We start from the raw sequence: 14,820 nt of genomic DNA, 5'->3' as shown, positions 1-14,820 counted from the left end.
GCTTCCCGCATGTCCGAAACCCTGAAGCCCGCCACCGCCGACCAGGTGGTGGACGCCGTGGCCCAGGCCCTGGCCGCCGGAACGCCGCTCGAGGTGGTCGGCCAGGGCAGCAAACGGGCGATTGGCCGACCCATGGAAGCCGAGTCCAGGCTCGATCTTTCGAAGCTGACCGGCATCAGCCTGTACGAGCCGGCGGAACTGGTCTTAAGGGCCGCCGCCGGCACGCCCCGGGCCGAGATCGAGGCCGCCCTGGCCGCCGAGCGGCAGCGTCTGGCCTTCGATCCGCCCGACCTGGGTGCTTTGCTCGGCGGACCGGCGGGGCGGGGGACGCTGGCCGGGATGGTGGTGCCCAACCTGGGCGGGCCGCGCCGCCTGTCGGCCGGGGCGCCGCGCGACCACCTGCTGGGCTACAAGGCCGTCTCCGGGCGGGCCGAGGCCTACAAGGCCGGCGGTCGGGTGATGAAGAACGTCACCGGCTTTGATCTGTGCAAGCTGATGGCCGGCTCCTGGGGCACCCTGGGCGTGCTGACCGAGCTGACCCTGAAGGTCCAGCCGCTGCCCGAGACCAGTCGGACCGTGCTGCTGCTTGGCCTCACCGACGGCCTGGGCGTGCGCGCCCTGTCACGGGCCATGGGCGGACCGCATGAGGTGGCCGCCGCGGCCCACCTGCCGGCCGGGGTGGCGGCGCTGTCGAAGGTGGCGGCGGTGGCCCGGGCGGGGGCCGAGGGGCGGGCCGTCACCGCCCTCAAGGTGGAGGGCCCGGGGCCCTCGGTGGCCCATCGGGCCGGCGGCCTGAAGACCGATCTGGCCGACCTGTCGGCCGATGCCGAGGACATCCACGACGCCCAGGGGGCCACCCTGTGGCAGGAAATCCGCGACGCCACCCTGCTCGCCGAGCCGGCCGAGGGGCTCATCTGGCGGCTCTCGGTGACCCCCATGCGGGGCCCGGAGATCGCCCATGCCATTGTCCAGCGGCTGCCCGGCACCCGGGGGCTCTACGACTGGGCCGGCGGCCTCGTCTGGCTGGCCGTGCCGGGCGACACCGCGCAGGGCGATGGCGGCGCCGGACCGATCCGCCGGGCGCTGGCCGAGCACGGCGGCGGCCACGCCCTGCTGCTGCGCGGCCCGGAAGCCTTGCGGGCCCGGGTGGCGGTGTTCCAGCCCGAGGACCGGGTGACCGCCGCCCTGTCGCGGCGCCTGCGCCTGGGCTTCGATCCGCGCCTGATCCTCAATCGCGGGCGCCTGATCGCCGAGCAGCCGGAAGAGTGACCCCATGAAGACCGAGTTCCCCGACCACCGGCTGGCCCGCGAGCCGATGCTGCGCCAGGCCAACGACATCCTCCGGACCTGTGTGCACTGCGGCTTCTGCACCGCCACCTGTCCCACCTACCTGCTGCTGGGCGACGAGTTGGACAGCCCGCGCGGCCGCATCTACCTGTTGAAGCAGATGCTGGAGAAGGACACCGCGCCCAGCCCAAACGTGGTGCGCCACATCGACCGCTGCCTGACCTGCCTGTCGTGCATGACCACCTGCCCCTCGGGGGTCGATTACATGCACCTTCTGGAGCAGGGCCGGGCCTTCATCGCCCGCAATTACGAGCGGCCGCGGTCGGAACGCCTGCTGCGTCAGGCCCTGGTCCGCATCCTGCCCCACGAAAACCGCTTCCGCGCCGCGCTGGCCCTGTCGCGCGCCGCCGGCCCCGTGACCTCGGCCCTGAAGCCCCGGCTGCCCGAGCCGATGCAGGCCCTGATGGATCAGGCCCCGAAGACGGTGCCGGCGGCCGGCCCGGCCTCGCGGCCCGGAGTGTTCCCGGCCGAGGGTCAACGCACCCGGCGGGTCACCCTGCTCACCGGCTGCGTCCAGCCGGCCCTGAGGCCCGAGATCAACGAGGCCACGGTGCGCCTGTTGACCCGCCATGGCGTCGAGGTGGTGGTCGCCAAGGGGGCCGGCTGCTGCGGCGCCGTGGTCCAGCACATGGGCGAGATGGACAAGGCCCGCGCCCTGGCCCGGGCCAACGTCATTGCCTGGACCCGGGAACTGGAGGGTGGTGGCCTGGATGCCGTGGTCATCAACACCTCGGGCTGCGGGACCACGGTCAAGGACTATGGGCATCTGCTGGCCGACGATCCGGAACTGGCCGAGGCGGCCCGGCGCATCGCCGGGCTGGCCCGCGATGTGTCCGAGGTGCTGGCTGATATCCTGGGCGAGGGGGGCTTGAAGGCGCCGGTCATCGCGCCGGGAATGCCGGTGGCCTACCACGCCGCCTGCTCGCTGCAGCACGGCCAACAGATCAAGGCGCCACCGCGCGACCTGCTGAAGGCGGCCGGATTCGAGGTGCGCGAGGTGGCGGAGGGGCACATCTGCTGCGGCTCGGCCGGCACCTACAGCGTGCTCGAGCCCGAGTTGTCCGGCCGCCTCAAGGCCCGCAAGCTGGCCAACCTTCAGGCCACCGGGGCCCGCGTGGTGGCGGCTGGCAACATCGGCTGCCTGACCCATCTGGATCGGGACAGTGACCTGACCCTGGTTCACACCGTGGAGTTGCTCGACTGGGCGACCGGCGGTCCGCGCCCGGTCGGGGTGTAGCGGTTCTACTGCTCGCCGCTGGTGTCGCCGAAGCGGCCGACGTTGCCCAGCAACTGCTGGATCAGGCTCAGCTCGTTGCCATGGGTCGGGGTCTCCCGGTCGACCAGACCGACTTGCTGGCCGTCCTCCAGGCCCAGGGTGCGCACCTGGCTGACCACACCCTTCTCGTCGAAATCGATGGCGACCACCTGGCGATCCAACTCTTCCTGCTCCATGAAGGCCCACTGCGCGGTCTTGGAGCTGATGTAGTACCAGGTTTCCTGGCCGAAGGCGCTGCGCGTCGAGGGCGTGCCGAGCAGGGCCGCCACCTCGCGCCGGCCGACCTCGCCGGGCTTGATCTGGGTCAGCATGTCCGGGTTGGGCTCGTTGCCGCGCGGCACCACATCCTGGGCGCAGGCGCCCAGGGTCAGGCCGAGAGCCAGGACGACGGTGGCGACGGAAAGAACGGGCGGGCGAGACGGCATGGGCGGGTCCGCTGGCAGGGGGGTTGCAAGCCCCCTAGATAGCACTGCCCGGGTATCGCCACCAAGCCCCCTCGCGGATGCCGGGCGGCCGACGCTTGCCGGGCCCCCGGGCGATGGCGTATGTCAGGCCCATCGCTTTTCCGATTCCCTTGATGACAGGACCTTCCCGACGATGATCTGGCGACGCTGGCAGGAACGTCGACAAGCCCGCAGGGCGATCCGCGAGGCGGCCGACCGGCTTTACGCGGCGGTGGTCGCCCAGGCCCGCCAGCCCGGATTCTATACCGTCTGCGGGGTGGCCGACACCCTGGACGGCCGCTTCGACATGATCGCCCTGCACGCCACCCTGGTGATGCATCGCCTGAAGGGGCGCGGCGCGGCGGCGGGCGTGGTTTCCCAGGCGCTGTACGACCGCCTGTTCGTCGACATGGACCAGTCGCTGCGCGAGATGGGGGTCGGCGACATGAGCATCGCGCGCAAGGTGAAGCGCATGTCGGCCGCCTTTTCCGGCCGCCTTGCCGCCTATGACGCGGCGCTGTCGGAAACCATCGATGGCCCGCTGAGCGATGTCCTGTTCCGCAACCTGTACCGCAGCGCCGAGTCGGTGTCGGCCGAGCAGGTGGCCCGGGTGGCTGCCTATGCCCGCCAGTCGGTGCGTCACCTGGAAACCCAGCCGTTGGACGCCCTGCTGGCCGGCGAGGTGGATTTCCCCGCCGCGCCCGAGGCGTGAGATTGCCATGACCCGCTCCGCCGAAATCCCGCCACCGGTGCTTTGTCCGCCGGTCACGGTGACCGACCTGCCGGGCAACGGGCGCGTGGTGCGCCTGAAGGCCGATGCCGAGACCCGGGCCCGGGTCGCCGCCTTTCTCGATCTGCCGGCCATCGACCGGCTGAGCGTCGAGGCCGAGCTGAAGCCGCGTGGCCGGGGACTCACCGTCAGCGGCCGGGTGCAGGCCCGGGTGGTCCAGACCTGTGTGGTCAGTCTGGCTCCGGTCACCGGTCAGGTGGACGAGGCCTTCCGGGTGCGGTTCGTGCCGCCGGGGCGGGCCGACCGGGGAGGGGCGCCGGACATCGAGCCGACCGGCGACGACCCGCCGGAGACCCTGGTCGGCGACAGTGTCGATCTGTCGGCCATCGTGCTGGAGCATCTGTCGCTGGGCCTCGACCCCTTCCCGCGCGCCGCCGAGGCCGAGCCGCCGGCTCCCCTGGGCGACCCCGACCCCCCGGAAGAGGCGGACTCGGCGTCGGGCGGGAAGGGGCCATTCGCGGCCCTGGCCCGGCTTCGCTCCGACGGTTGAGTCCCGAGCCTTTTGGAATACACCCGATTGGCCCAGGGTTTGGCTTGCGGGGCGCCGGGCAATCCGTTAAATAAGCGGGCTCCGTCCACACCTTTCGTACCGACTCCTGTCACAGGACACATTTTGCGTCATGGCTGTCCCCAAGAAAAAAGTCTCCAAATCCAAGCGCAACATGCGCCGCGCCCACGATGCCCTGCCCGCCGCCAGCTATGGCGAGTGCGCCAATTGCGGGGAGCTGAAGCGGCCGCACCACGTCTGCCCGGCCTGCGGGCATTATGACGGTCGCGAGGTGGTTTCCACCGAGGAAGCCGCGTAAGGATCATCGCGGCATGGGGCGTCGTCGCAGTCTCGCCAGCCCTCTCAGCCGGGAGGGCGGGGGACTGCTCGCGCCATGCCTCGTCGTGTCTCCGCTGCCGGGAGCTGTGTTGTCGTGACCTCGGGCTTCACCCTGTCGCTGGACGCCATGGGCGGCGATCACGCCCCGACCATGGTGGTGGAAGGGCTGAAGAAGGCCCATGTCCGCTACCCGGCGGTGCGCTACCTGCTGTTCGGCGATCAGGCCCGGTTGAGTCCGCTGGTCGACAAGGCCGGCCTCGGCGAGGTGACCGAGATCGTCCACACCGATCAGGCGGTGAGCAACGACGACAAGCCCTCGCAGGTGCTGCGCCGGGGCCGTCAGACCAGCATGTGGCTGGCCATCGAGGCGGTCAAGGAAGGGCGCGCCGCCGGCGTTGTCTCGGCGGGCAACACCGGGGCCCTGATGGCCCTGGCCAAGTTCCAGTTGCGCACCCTGCCGGGCATTGACCGGCCGGCCATCGCCTCGCTGATGCCCAACATCCGCGGCGAAAGCGTGATGCTGGATCTGGGCGCCAACACCGAGTGCGACGCCAACAACCTGATCGAGTTCGCCATCATGGGCGAGGTCTTCGCGCGCGTCCTGCTCGGTCTGGAGCGGCCGACCATCGCCCTGCTGAACGTCGGCTCGGAAGACCTGAAAGGCACCGAGGCGCTGCGTCAGGCGGCCAACACCCTGCGCGAGGAAAGCGACCTGTCGCTTGACTTCAAGGGTTTTGTCGAAGGCGACGACCTGGGCAAGGGCACGGTCGACGTGGTGGTCACCGACGGCTTCACCGGCAACGTTGCCCTGAAGTCGGTCGAGGGCACGGCGCGCCTCTATTCGTCCTACCTGCGCGAGGCCTTCGCCAGTTCGCTGGTCGCCAAGCTGGGCTACCTGCTGGCCAGCCGGGCCCTGCACAAGGTGCGCATGCGGGCCGACCCCCGGCGCTACAACGGCGCCATGCTGCTGGGCCTCAACGGCATCGCCGTGAAAAGCCATGGCGGCACCGACGCGCTGGGCTTCGCCAACGCGGTCGGGGTGGCCATCGACCTGATCTCGCAGGGCCTGAACGACCGCATCCGCGAGGAGTTCAGGCATCTGCACGCCCCGCACGGCGAGGTGGGGCCGGAACTGGGCAACAGTTCCAAACTGGGCGAAAATTCCAAGGTGATTCCCGGGCCGGGGGCCGAGCCCAGGGTCGCTGCCGCCGGGAGCGAGCGTAAGGCGGCCGAACGCTGATGGTGCCAAGATCCCGGATGATCGGGGCGGGAGCGTATCTCCCGGCCCGGGTGATGACCAACGACGACCTCGCCAGACAGATCGAGACCAGCGACGACTGGATTCGGGAGCGCACCGGCATTCGCCAGCGCCACATCGCGGCCGAGGGCGAGACCACCGCCGACATGGCCGCCGCCGCCGCCCGCCAGGCCCTGGAGCAGGCCGGCCGCAAGGGCGAGGATGTCGATCTGATCATCGTCGCCACCGCGACCCCCAACCACACCTTTCCGGCCACCGCGGTGCGGGTCCAGGCCATGCTCGGGGCGACCGGGCCGCGGGCCTTCGCCTTCGATGTGCATGCGGTCTGTTCGGGCTTCGTCTATGCCCTGGCGATGGCCGACCGCTTCCTGGTCTCCGGTCAGGCGCGCACCGCCCTGGTCATCGGGGCGGAGACCTTCTCGCGCATCCTCAACTGGGAGGATCGGGGGACCTGCGTGCTGTTCGGCGACGGCGCCGGGGCGATGCTGCTGGAAGCCGGCGAGGGCACGGGCACCCCGGCCGACCGGGGTGTGCTGACCACCCACCTGCATTCCGACGGGCGCCACCACGACCTGCTGTACACCGATGGTGGTGTGTCGACCACCGGCACCGCCGGCACGGTGCAGATGGAGGGCCGCGAGGTTTTCCGCCATGCCGTGGTCAAGCTGGCCGAGGTGGCGCGCGAGGCGCTCGACAGCGCCGGCGTCGCGGCCGGCGAGGTGGACTGGGTGGTGCCCCATCAGGCCAACCTGAGGATCATCGAGGGGACCACCCGCAAGCTGGGTATTCCCGCCGAGCGGGTGGTGGTGACGGTGGATCGTCATGCCAACACCTCGGCCGCCTCGATTCCCCTGGCCTTCTCCGAGGCCGTGCGGGATGGCCGAATCCAGCCCGGGAACCTGGTTCTGTTCGAGGCCATGGGAGGCGGATTCACTTGGGCTTCGGCTCTGTTACGAGTCTGAAACGAGTCAATCGCGGCTCTCAAAAACCCCTCTTCAAGGCTCTGATATTGACGGGTTTCCTCCGTCAGGCTACGGTTCTCTCCCGACTCCAGTGGGAGGGAGGCGCGCTTGGCTGTGCCCGCGCCCTTGCACAACGCCGCGAGCGACGCCGCGAGCGGTGAGCCGCACGGCTGTTTTCGGGGCAACGCGGGTGGATCGAGGCAAACTGCCGCTGATCGAGCCTGACACAGGGGGAGATGCACAAAGCATGTCGGAGCGAACCATTACCCGGGCCCAGCTCAGCGAGGCCATCTATCAGGAGGTCGGCCTGTCACGCAACGAGTCGGCCGATTTGCTGGAAATGGTGCTGGATGAGATTTCCCAGGCCCTGGTCCAGGAAGAGGTGGTGAAAATCTCCTCCTTCGGCAGCTTTTCGGTGCGGCGCAAGGGCCAGCGGGTGGGGCGCAACCCCAAGACCGGCGAGGAAGTGCCCATCCTGCCCCGCCGCGTGTTGGTCTTTCGGCCTTCGCAGTTGCTGAAGGGGCGCATCAACGCCAAGGCATGACGGCGGGACCGCGCTCATCAGCCACGTGAGAAAGGCCGATCAACCCATTGGGCCGTAAAGGCTCTGAACCAGGCGTACGGTGAATGCCCGGCGATCGAAGTGCCCTGACCACCCCCCCTGAAACGCCCCGGGACACGACCGAGGAGGCGTCGCCGCCGCTCGTCAAGGTGACCCCGACGGTGGCCCCGACGGTGGCTGGCTCGGCCGATGACCCGTCCAACCTCCGCCACGAAAAGGCGGCACCGGAGAAGCCGGCCCGCGAGAAGGCGAGCCGGGAGAAGTCGGCCCGAGAGAAATCTGCCCGAGAGAAGTCAGCCAACGCCTTCTGGACCATCGGCGAGGTGGCCGACGACCTGGGGGTGCCGCAGCATGTCCTGCGCTTCTGGGAAACCAAGTTCACCCAGGTCAAGCCGCTGAAGCGGGGCGGCGGGCGGCGCTACTACCGGCCCGAGGATGTGGCCCTGCTGCGCCGCATCCAGACCCTGTTGCATGATGACGGCCTGACCATCCGCGGGGTTCAGAAGCTGCTTGCCGAACGGGGCGTGAAGGCCCTGCTCGAGCAGCCGGTCGATCCCATGGCCGGTGTCCCGGAAAGCCCATCCGAGGCGTCGGCGCCCCGTCAGGCCGCGCCGATGGACGCCGACACGCGCCGCATCCTGGCCGAGGTGGTGGCCGAACTGGAAGACCTGAAGGGTCTTCTTGGGCGAGCCGTGGCGCCTTGAACGGGGCCGCGTGAAAAGCCGCAAAAAGGCGCCAAATGGCGTGTTGCGTCGCCCCGGGACGGCGGCTATAGTGCGCCCCCTTGGCGCCGCCGCCAAGTCCACCGCTCCCCTGTTTGAGTGATCGAATGGGGCAGCCGGGGCGAGGTGGCGGGCACCATGAGGTCGGAGCGTGGCGCAGTCTGGTAGCGCACTTGACTGGGGGTCAAGGGGTCGCTGGTTCGAATCCAGTCGCTCCGACCATTTCCGCCTTGACGCCGATCAGCCGGGACCATCATCCTCTTGTGGTCTGGGGGCTTTCTGATCGGCGTTGAAGGTGGTTTCCGACGGCACGATACGGTGCCGCCGGCGGCGCCAGCGGCGCCTCGCCACGCTCGGGAGGGGCGCTGGACGATGGGCCGAAACCTCCTGATCAATCCTGCCGAAATGGCCGACAGGTTGGGCTCGCTGGTCGACGCGACGCCCACGGACGAGGCCGTGCCGCGTCTGGAGCGCTGGCTGGCCGATCTGATTGGCGGCGCCGGGTTCGACGGCTATGCGTGGTTCAGCGGGCGGGCCTTCAATCCCCGGCGCGGCGGGCACGACATGTGGGCCGTGCCGCCGCTGTTCCTGAACCGCTTTCCCCCCGACTGGGTCGCGACCTACCTGAGCGAGGACTTCGGCGCCATCGATCCGGTGGTGGTGGAAACCCTGCGCCGCCGGCTGCCCTACGCCTGGGACGCCGAGCAACTGGCCGAAACCCATGCCGACCCGACGCGCGGTTTCCTGAATGCCGCCTGCGATCATCAGGTGCGACGCGGGGTCACCCTGCCGGTCTACGGGCCGGGCGGGGAGTTCGCGCTGATGTCGGTCATCTCGCGCGCCGGGCCGGCGGATTTCAAGCGTCTGGTCGCCGAGCAGGCCCACGCCCTGCATCTGTTCAGCCTGCATCTTCAGCCGCTGTTGGCTGGCCTGGAGGGAACCCTGGCCCCGTCCAGCCCCTCTTTAAGCCCGCGCGAGCGCGAGGTCCTGACCTGGACCGCCGATGGCAAGACGGCCGCCGAAATCAGCCTGATCCTGGGCATCGGCGAACGCACGGTGCTGCATCACACCTACAAGGCGCTGCGCAAGCTGGACAGCTTCTCCAAGCCCCAGGCGGTGGCCAAGGCCCTGCGCCTGGGGCTGATCGAACCGTGAGGCGGGATGGCATCGTAACTTCTTACGACTTTGCCGCCCCGCCGAGGCACCGTCACCCTGTGGAGAAGGGGCCACGGATCCCCTGCGACGAGTGAACCGACATCGATTCCGTGTCCCATCTTGCGGGACACCCCTTTGTGTGCCGCGATTTCAACGTTGCCAGTGGAGAGTTCGACCCATGCCCTCGATGATGGACAACGAACCGCCGACAGGCGATTGCCGGGTCCTGGAAGATCTTGCCTTCATCCACGAGCACCTCAACTGTCTGCGCACCATGGCCCTGACCATGAATTGCCCATCGTGCCGGGAACTGGCGTTTCTCATCGAGTTGGCGATGACCGCCGCCCACGAAGCCCGTGCCGCCGGCACGGAAAGCGAGCCACCTCCACTCCACCCCGCGCCTCGGCAGGTACACTAGATGTCGGCGGCCCCCCCCGGCGAGCCGATCCGCGCCGACCTGCCGGCCTGCCAGGTCGATCTTCTGGTCGATCTGGCATCTCATCTGGTCGGCCGTTTCGGCGGTGGCGCCAGCACGGTGGTGCTGGCTTTCTGGCTGGCGACGCCGTCCGGCCTGCCGGAGGCACACCACCTCTATTGTCAGGAAGTGCTGCGTGCCGTCGGCGCCATCGCCCAGACCGGTTCCGAGTCGGGCTGAATTGGGTCGGGAACCGGGGGACGGTGCCGCCCGGCGATGGGTCATTCCCGCGCCGGATTGCGTATTGGCGTTGAAGAACAACGTGTCCGCCCCTTAGTCTATATCACGAAAACCGTGGAGACCTGTCGGGGGGCGGGCCACGGATGCCTGATCGGGTTTGCACGGCCTGAACGGGTCCGACACGTCCGCCGGCGCGCATTTGGAAGGAACCCGAAGCATGCGCATGTTCAACTGGCGGAGCGGCCTGGCGGCGGCCGTTGTGGGCACGGCATTGTGGTCCGGCGGAGCGGCCGTGGCCGAGGGCACCGGGGTCAACGTGGTCGGTTTGGCCTACGAGCCCCTGGACCTGTTTTCCTCGACCGACGAAATGGCCGATCCGGTGGGCACCGCCAGTGCCGGCGACTTTTCCTTCCCGACCCCGGTGCTGAAAGCCAGCGGCAACGGCATGGTGCTGCTCAAGGTGAATGGCGCCGAATACTGGGTCATCGCCGACGATGTGGAGACCGACCGCACCCTGTCGCTGGACATCGCCTGCGAGCCCGAGATGAAGGGCTCGACGGTGGAGTTCGGCTCGCGCGGCCTGGGCGAGGGGTGTGCGGAATGAGCCGTTTCGTCCTTGCCCTGACCCTTGGCGCCGGGCTCACCCTGGGCGGCTGCCAGACCCTGGACGAGGCCGGCGAGTCCCTCGGCCTGTCCGACGGCGGCCCGGAGGTGACCACCTCCCATTACGAGGAGATGACGGCCGACGCCCCGACCGGTCCCTGTGGCGGCGATGGCGCCGACGCGGTGCAGATGGCCCGGGTCGACTTCGGCCTGGGCGTGGTTCGCGAGCCGCGTCTGGAAGCCTACATGAACGGCATCCTGAAACGGCTGGTCGCCGCCTCGCCGCGGCCCGACTGTCAGGCCCGTGCCTTCGTGCTGCCCAACAACGACTTCACCACCGTGGCCACCAAGGGGGGCGGCATCCTGATCCCGCTTGGCCTGCTGCGCGAATTCAAGAGCGAGGACGAAATCGCCGCCGTGCTCGGCCACGAGCTGTCGCACATCCTCTATGGGCACCACGACAGCGACAGCTTCCTGGAAACCCAGGATGATCTGGCCAAGGGCCTGAATGCCTTGAACGGGGCGACCATGCTGCTCGGTCAGATGGCCGGTTCGGATGTGGTCAGCAGTCTGAACAGCACCACCCAGGCGGCGCGCGCCGTCTATCTGGTCAGCGAGACCGTGGTCGGCCCGGCCTGGACCCGCGACCAGGAGGATCAGGCCGACTTTCTGGGCACCGACCTGATGACCAAGGCGGGCTACAATCCCACCGGCATGAGCCGGGTGATGGACGTGCTGATCGCCTACGAAAAGTTGATCGAGGAGCGGGCCGAGGCGCAGAGCGTGCTCGACGACCCGGCCAACCAGGAGGCGCTGTCCAATTCGGTGATGAAGCTGGCCGAGGGTGGAGCCACCGGCTCGATGAGCACCGGCGATGCCATCGAGGCCGCCGCCGGGTTGATCCAGGTCGGCGCCGCCTGGATATCCACCTCGGATACCGCCCGCGAGCACCGCTCGGCCGAGGAGCGCAAGGAGCAGGTCAGCGAATACATCCGCCAGTTCCATCGCGACGACCGCCGCCGCCGCTTCACCGAGGATGCCTGGAAGGCGATCCACGGCGGCGGGGTGACCGGCACCGTGCTGGCCCATTACGAGGCCGCCTCCCAGGCCCGCAAGCAGATCTATGCCGGCGAGGTGGACCCGGCCCTGGCCGCCGCGCGCACCTCGGTCGGCAGCCCGACCGAGAACGCGCCCTATCCGCGGCTGGCCTTCTTCGAGGTGCGCAAGATGCAGGGGCGGCGCGACAAGGCGCGCCAGAACCTGGAGTTGGCCATGCGCGATCCCGAGGTGCCGTGGTCTGTCTATCGCAACATGGCCGAACTGGAACTGGAGCAGGGCCGCACCGACCGCGCCGTGGCCACCCTCGACAAGGCGCGACAGGTGTACGGCGACCCGGTGACCATTGTGCCCTACGCCATCACCGTGCACCGCCGGAGCGGACAGGCCGATCAGGTGGGCAAGCTGCTCAGGCGCTGCGAACAGGACGGCACTCGGGCCATGTTCCAGGCCTGCCTGACCTCGGCCCAGGTCAGCGAGGAACAATACCGCCAAGGCATGTTCCTGATCCCGTCAAGCTGATCCCCCACATCCCGCCGGGACGCGGCAGAGCCAAGGGGGCGCTGCCCCCTTGGAACCCCCGCCGGGGGGACCAGGGGCCCCCCCGGACCCCCGCCGCGACTTAAAGCCGTGAAGAGGGGGGTATCCGAGCGCGCGCGCTCGGATACCCCCCTCTTCACGGCTTTGACTCATGGTGGGGTCTGGGGAGGCCTCCCGGCCTCCCCAGCGGGGTTCAAAGGGGCAGCGCCCCTTTGCCTCTGCCTCGTCTCGCCGGGATGCGGCGGATCACTTCTCGGTGGCGCGGAAGGTGCCGTCCCAGTCGGTGCCGGGAGGGGTGGCGCGGAAGGCGGCGAGGCGGCCGGCCATCATGCCCAGGTAGCGGGCCACGGGGCCGGCGGCGGGGTGGTCCTTCAGGGCCTCCAGGTGGCTCTCGGCGGCGTCCCAGTCCTGGCTTCGGTAGGCGGTCAGGAAGGCGCCTTGCCGGTCGATCAGGCGGTCGAGGTCGGGCTCGGCGCCGGGCGGAGCCTCGGCGAGCAGGGTGAACACGGCGGCTGGGCGCTGCATGCCCTTGACCGCCACCCGGTCCAGTTCGAAGAAGCGGAAGGCGTCGCCGGCCAGCCGGGCGGTTTCCTCGCCCACCACCACGTCGACCAGATAGGTCTTGCACTGGCCCTCCAGGCGCGAGGCGAGGTTGACCGCGTTGCCGATCACCGAATAGTCGAAGCGCTGGTCGGCCCCCATGTTGCCGACAAAGCAGGTGCCGCTGTTCAGGCCGGTGCCGATGGCCAACCCGTCGAGCAGGCCGGTCAACCCGGGGTCCTGGCTCAGTTCGGCATTGATCCCGACCATGGCGCGGCGGAAGGCAAGGGCGGTGCGGCAGGCCGCCCGGGCGTGGTCGGCCACGTCCACCGGGGCGTTCCAGAAGGCCATGATGCAGTCGCCCATGTACTTGTCGACCGTGCCGCCCTCGGCCAGCACCGCCTCGGTCAGCGGGGTGAGCAGGCGGTTGATGAGCCGGGTCAGGTCTTCCGGGCGGTCGGAGAAGCGCTCGGAAATGGCGGTGAAACCGCGCACGTCGGCGAACATCACGGTCAGGTCGCGGCGGTCGCCGCCCAGGCGCAGCATGGAGGGGTCGGCCGACAGCCGGTCGACCAGGGCCGGGGCCAGATAGCGGGTGAAGGCGTTGCGGATGCGGCTGCGCTCGCGGTGCACCTCGGCCAGCAGAATCAGCCGCTCGACCAGCCCGGCCAGCAGCACGGTGCCGGCCGGCCACAGCGGGTCGACCAGCACGCCCCGGGTCTGGAAGGCCCACAGGGCGGTGGCGGTGACTCCCCCGGCGGCGATCACGGCGATCATCCACGGGGCGATGGGCACGCTCCGCCGCCCGCCCTGGGCGGCGCCGCCCTGGGTGGCGGCCAGCCCGAGCATGAGCAAGGAAACGGCGATCAGGCCGGCCAGCTCGGCCTGACGTACGCTGTCCGGCCGGGTCAGGAACTGGCCGGCGAGGATTTGCTCCAGCGCCTGGAGGTGGATTTCCACCCCCGGCACGGCGCCTTCCAGGGCGGTGATGCGGATGTCCTTGAGGCCGGCGGCGCTGGAGCCGACCACCACGATGGCGTTTTCCAGGGCGCCTTCGGGCAGGGTGCCGTCCAGCACGTCGGTCGCCGAGACATAGCGATCCGGCCGGCTGCCACTGTCATACAGCCGCATCCGTCCGAAGCGGTCGGTGGGAATGGTGTAGGCGCCGATGGAGACCGCCTCCAGCCCCCGATCCCGGCTGTGGGCGGCGATGGGAGCCTCGAGGGCCACGGCCAGGGCGGCCGAGGACAGGGTGGGGGCGTTGTCGGGCCCGGCCCGCACCAGCAGTGGCACCCAGCGCAACACGCCATCGGGGTCGGTGACCATGATCAGGGCGGCGTTCATGGCGGCGGCGGCCTGCAACTCGGGCAGGCTGGCCACGCTCCCCTCGTAGCGCGGCAGATAGCGCTGGTGGCGGCGATTGTCGAAGCGGATGCGCGGCAGGCTGTCCAGGCGGCCCTCGGTCGGGCTTTCGGTGACGCTGAAGCCAAGCACCGTGGGCATCCGCCGAAGGGCGCGGACCAGCACCTGATCGTTGTCCGGCAGGGCGGCCAGGGCGGTGGGTGGCAGCGGGCTTTGAAAGTCGGGCAGGTCGGCCGAGAGGTCGTCGATCACCCGGGCCAGGGTGGTGCGGTCGGGCTCGGCGAAGATGGTGTCCATCACCGCCACCCGCGCCCCGGCGGCGCGCAGCTCGTCGAGCAGGCGGGCGATGCGGGTGCGCGGCCAGGGCCACTGGCCGTGGCGGTCCAGGCTGCGCTCGTCGATGTCGATCACCCGCACCTGGAAGGGGAGGTTGGCCGGGGGCTGGCGGGGGGCCCGGGAGACCAGTTCATCCCAGACCTGTTCGCGGGTGAAATCAACCAGATAGGGCTGGCTCCAGGTGAGCCATGCGCCGCCGCCCAGCAGCCCGGCGGTAAGCAGCAGGCGCAGCGCCCGCAACGACAGCAGGGCGCGGCGCAGGCGACCCAGACGGGTCGGCGTTTCCGAGGCCATGGCGGCAGAGTCCCCCCCTTGAAGGCAGGCGGGCGGGTTGTCGGCGCCCTCCGGCCGCCTGATATTACCCTTGAACCCTCCGCCTGACCAAGG

Annotated in this window: 17 protein-coding genes and 1 tRNA gene; 15 read left to right on the top strand and 3 right to left on the bottom strand. The window is 69.8% G+C overall.

Features of this window, described 5'->3' with window-relative positions; translation table 11 throughout:
- Positions 1-9: 9 nt before the first annotated feature.
- The gene (locus tag BLR95_RS06500; protein ID WP_092617166.1) at positions 10-1,269 is read left to right on the top strand and encodes an FAD-binding protein; all 1,260 of its coding nucleotides are present in this window, start codon (positions 10-12) and stop codon (positions 1,267-1,269) included.
- A 4-nt stretch (positions 1,270-1,273) separates the two neighbouring features.
- Complete coding sequence (gene glcF / locus BLR95_RS06495) at positions 1,274-2,584, top strand: glycolate oxidase subunit GlcF (protein WP_092617163.1); 1,311 nt, start codon at positions 1,274-1,276, stop codon at positions 2,582-2,584.
- Positions 2,585-2,589: 5 nt separating this feature from the next.
- On the opposite strand, the gene BLR95_RS06490 is transcribed toward glcF, so the two are convergent.
- Entirely contained in the window at positions 2,590-3,048 is a 459-nt protein-coding gene (locus tag BLR95_RS06490) for an outer membrane protein assembly factor BamE (RefSeq protein WP_092617160.1), read from the bottom strand.
- 172 nt (positions 3,049-3,220) lie between these two features.
- On the opposite strand from BLR95_RS06490, the gene BLR95_RS06485 reads away from it, so the two are divergent.
- The 6 genes from BLR95_RS06485 to ihfA all read left to right on the top strand — a co-directional run bounded on the left by BLR95_RS06485 (position 3,221) and on the right by ihfA (position 7,446).
- A complete protein-coding gene (locus BLR95_RS06485; RefSeq protein ID WP_092617157.1) occupies positions 3,221-3,778 on the top strand; it encodes a ubiquinol-cytochrome C chaperone family protein in 558 nt (185 codons plus the stop codon).
- Positions 3,779-3,785: 7 nt separating this feature from the next.
- On the top strand, positions 3,786-4,346 hold the full coding sequence (locus BLR95_RS06480) for a YceD family protein (RefSeq protein ID WP_176787680.1): 561 nt from the start codon (positions 3,786-3,788) through the stop codon (positions 4,344-4,346).
- Positions 4,347-4,476: 130 nt separating this feature from the next.
- The gene (gene rpmF, locus BLR95_RS06475; protein ID WP_092617151.1) at positions 4,477-4,662 is read left to right on the top strand and encodes a 50S ribosomal protein L32; all 186 of its coding nucleotides are present in this window, start codon (positions 4,477-4,479) and stop codon (positions 4,660-4,662) included.
- A gap of 114 nt (positions 4,663-4,776) precedes the next feature.
- On the top strand, positions 4,777-5,922 hold the full coding sequence (plsX, locus tag BLR95_RS06470; RefSeq protein WP_092617148.1) for a phosphate acyltransferase PlsX: 1,146 nt from the start codon (positions 4,777-4,779) through the stop codon (positions 5,920-5,922).
- Positions 5,922-6,902, top strand: coding sequence for a beta-ketoacyl-ACP synthase III (locus tag BLR95_RS06465; protein ID WP_092617144.1), 981 nt, complete (start codon positions 5,922-5,924; stop codon positions 6,900-6,902). Before plsX ends, BLR95_RS06465 begins: the two co-directional genes overlap by 1 nt.
- Before the next feature lie 247 nt (positions 6,903-7,149).
- Complete coding sequence (gene ihfA / locus BLR95_RS06460) at positions 7,150-7,446, top strand: integration host factor subunit alpha (RefSeq protein WP_092617141.1); 297 nt, start codon at positions 7,150-7,152, stop codon at positions 7,444-7,446.
- On the opposite strand, the gene BLR95_RS16315 is transcribed toward ihfA, so the two are convergent.
- Positions 7,430-7,780, bottom strand: a complete 351-nt coding sequence (locus tag BLR95_RS16315) for a pentapeptide repeat-containing protein (protein ID WP_143130945.1) — start codon at positions 7,778-7,780, stop codon at positions 7,430-7,432. The two genes, ihfA and BLR95_RS16315, sit on opposite strands and share 17 nt — an antisense overlap.
- A 7-nt stretch (positions 7,781-7,787) precedes the next feature.
- Between BLR95_RS16315 and BLR95_RS16310 the strand changes: the two genes are divergently transcribed.
- The 7 genes from BLR95_RS16310 (at position 7,788) to BLR95_RS06430 (ending at position 12,177) form a co-directional block, all read left to right on the top strand.
- Positions 7,788-8,168 carry a MerR family transcriptional regulator gene (locus tag BLR95_RS16310; protein ID WP_425438432.1) on the top strand — a complete coding sequence of 127 codons (381 nt, stop codon included), beginning with the start codon at positions 7,788-7,790 and terminating at the stop codon, positions 8,166-8,168.
- Between the two features lie 163 nt (positions 8,169-8,331).
- Positions 8,332-8,408 (top strand) — tRNA-Pro (locus BLR95_RS06450).
- Between the two features lie 183 nt (positions 8,409-8,591).
- Complete coding sequence (locus BLR95_RS06445; protein WP_176787678.1) at positions 8,592-9,341, top strand: autoinducer binding domain-containing protein; 750 nt, start codon at positions 8,592-8,594, stop codon at positions 9,339-9,341.
- Positions 9,342-9,519: 178 nt separating this feature from the next.
- Entirely contained in the window at positions 9,520-9,759 is a 240-nt protein-coding gene (locus BLR95_RS06440; protein WP_092617135.1) for a hypothetical protein, read from the top strand.
- A complete protein-coding gene (locus BLR95_RS06435) occupies positions 9,760-9,996 on the top strand; it encodes a hypothetical protein (RefSeq protein ID WP_092617132.1) in 237 nt (78 codons plus the stop codon). It abuts the gene before it with no gap.
- A 217-nt stretch (positions 9,997-10,213) separates the two neighbouring features.
- Positions 10,214-10,600 carry a hypothetical protein gene (locus BLR95_RS15725; protein WP_176787677.1) on the top strand — a complete coding sequence of 129 codons (387 nt, stop codon included), beginning with the start codon at positions 10,214-10,216 and terminating at the stop codon, positions 10,598-10,600.
- Entirely contained in the window at positions 10,597-12,177 is a 1,581-nt protein-coding gene (locus tag BLR95_RS06430; RefSeq protein WP_176787675.1) for a M48 family metallopeptidase, read from the top strand. Before BLR95_RS15725 ends, BLR95_RS06430 begins: the two co-directional genes overlap by 4 nt.
- A 264-nt stretch (positions 12,178-12,441) precedes the next feature.
- Here the strand turns inward: BLR95_RS06430 and BLR95_RS06425 are convergent, their stop codons facing one another.
- Positions 12,442-14,727: a CHASE2 domain-containing protein gene (locus BLR95_RS06425; RefSeq protein WP_176787672.1), complete on the bottom strand. Its 2,286-nt coding sequence runs from the start codon at positions 14,725-14,727 to the stop codon at positions 12,442-12,444.
- Between the last annotated feature and the right edge of the window lie 93 nt (positions 14,728-14,820).

This window comes from Roseospirillum parvum, assembly GCF_900100455.1.
In the GTDB taxonomy this organism is placed as follows: Bacteria; Pseudomonadota; Alphaproteobacteria; order Rhodospirillales; family Rhodospirillaceae; genus Roseospirillum; species Roseospirillum parvum.
The sequence above is the reverse complement of the archived record's forward strand: the minus strand, read 5'-3'. Positions and strand labels throughout refer to the sequence as shown.

What these genes read in the sequence shown, in the direction of transcription:
- BLR95_RS06500 (WP_092617166.1), top strand. Translation starts at nt 10, where the DNA reads ATGTCCGAAACCCTGAAGCCCGCCACCGCCGACCAGGTGGTGGACGCC.
- glcF (WP_092617163.1), top strand. Translation starts at nt 1,274, where the DNA reads ATGAAGACCGAGTTCCCCGACCACCGGCTGGCCCGCGAGCCGATGCTG.
- BLR95_RS06490 (WP_092617160.1), bottom strand. Translation starts at nt 3,048, where the DNA reads ATGCCGTCTCGCCCGCCCGTTCTTTCCGTCGCCACCGTCGTCCTGGCT.
- BLR95_RS06485 (WP_092617157.1), top strand. Translation starts at nt 3,221, where the DNA reads ATGATCTGGCGACGCTGGCAGGAACGTCGACAAGCCCGCAGGGCGATC.
- BLR95_RS06480 (WP_176787680.1), top strand. Translation starts at nt 3,786, where the DNA reads ATGACCCGCTCCGCCGAAATCCCGCCACCGGTGCTTTGTCCGCCGGTC.
- rpmF (WP_092617151.1), top strand. Translation starts at nt 4,477, where the DNA reads ATGGCTGTCCCCAAGAAAAAAGTCTCCAAATCCAAGCGCAACATGCGC.
- BLR95_RS06465 (WP_092617144.1), top strand. Translation starts at nt 5,922, where the DNA reads ATGGTGCCAAGATCCCGGATGATCGGGGCGGGAGCGTATCTCCCGGCC.
- ihfA (WP_092617141.1), top strand. Translation starts at nt 7,150, where the DNA reads ATGTCGGAGCGAACCATTACCCGGGCCCAGCTCAGCGAGGCCATCTAT.
- BLR95_RS16315 (WP_143130945.1), bottom strand. Translation starts at nt 7,780, where the DNA reads ATGGTCCAGAAGGCGTTGGCTGACTTCTCTCGGGCAGATTTCTCTCGG.
- BLR95_RS06445 (WP_176787678.1), top strand. Translation starts at nt 8,592, where the DNA reads ATGGCCGACAGGTTGGGCTCGCTGGTCGACGCGACGCCCACGGACGAG.
- BLR95_RS06440 (WP_092617135.1), top strand. Translation starts at nt 9,520, where the DNA reads ATGCCCTCGATGATGGACAACGAACCGCCGACAGGCGATTGCCGGGTC.
- BLR95_RS06435 (WP_092617132.1), top strand. Translation starts at nt 9,760, where the DNA reads ATGTCGGCGGCCCCCCCCGGCGAGCCGATCCGCGCCGACCTGCCGGCC.
- BLR95_RS15725 (WP_176787677.1), top strand. Translation starts at nt 10,214, where the DNA reads ATGCGCATGTTCAACTGGCGGAGCGGCCTGGCGGCGGCCGTTGTGGGC.
- BLR95_RS06430 (WP_176787675.1), top strand. Translation starts at nt 10,597, where the DNA reads ATGAGCCGTTTCGTCCTTGCCCTGACCCTTGGCGCCGGGCTCACCCTG.
- BLR95_RS06425 (WP_176787672.1), bottom strand. Translation starts at nt 14,727, where the DNA reads ATGGCCTCGGAAACGCCGACCCGTCTGGGTCGCCTGCGCCGCGCCCTG.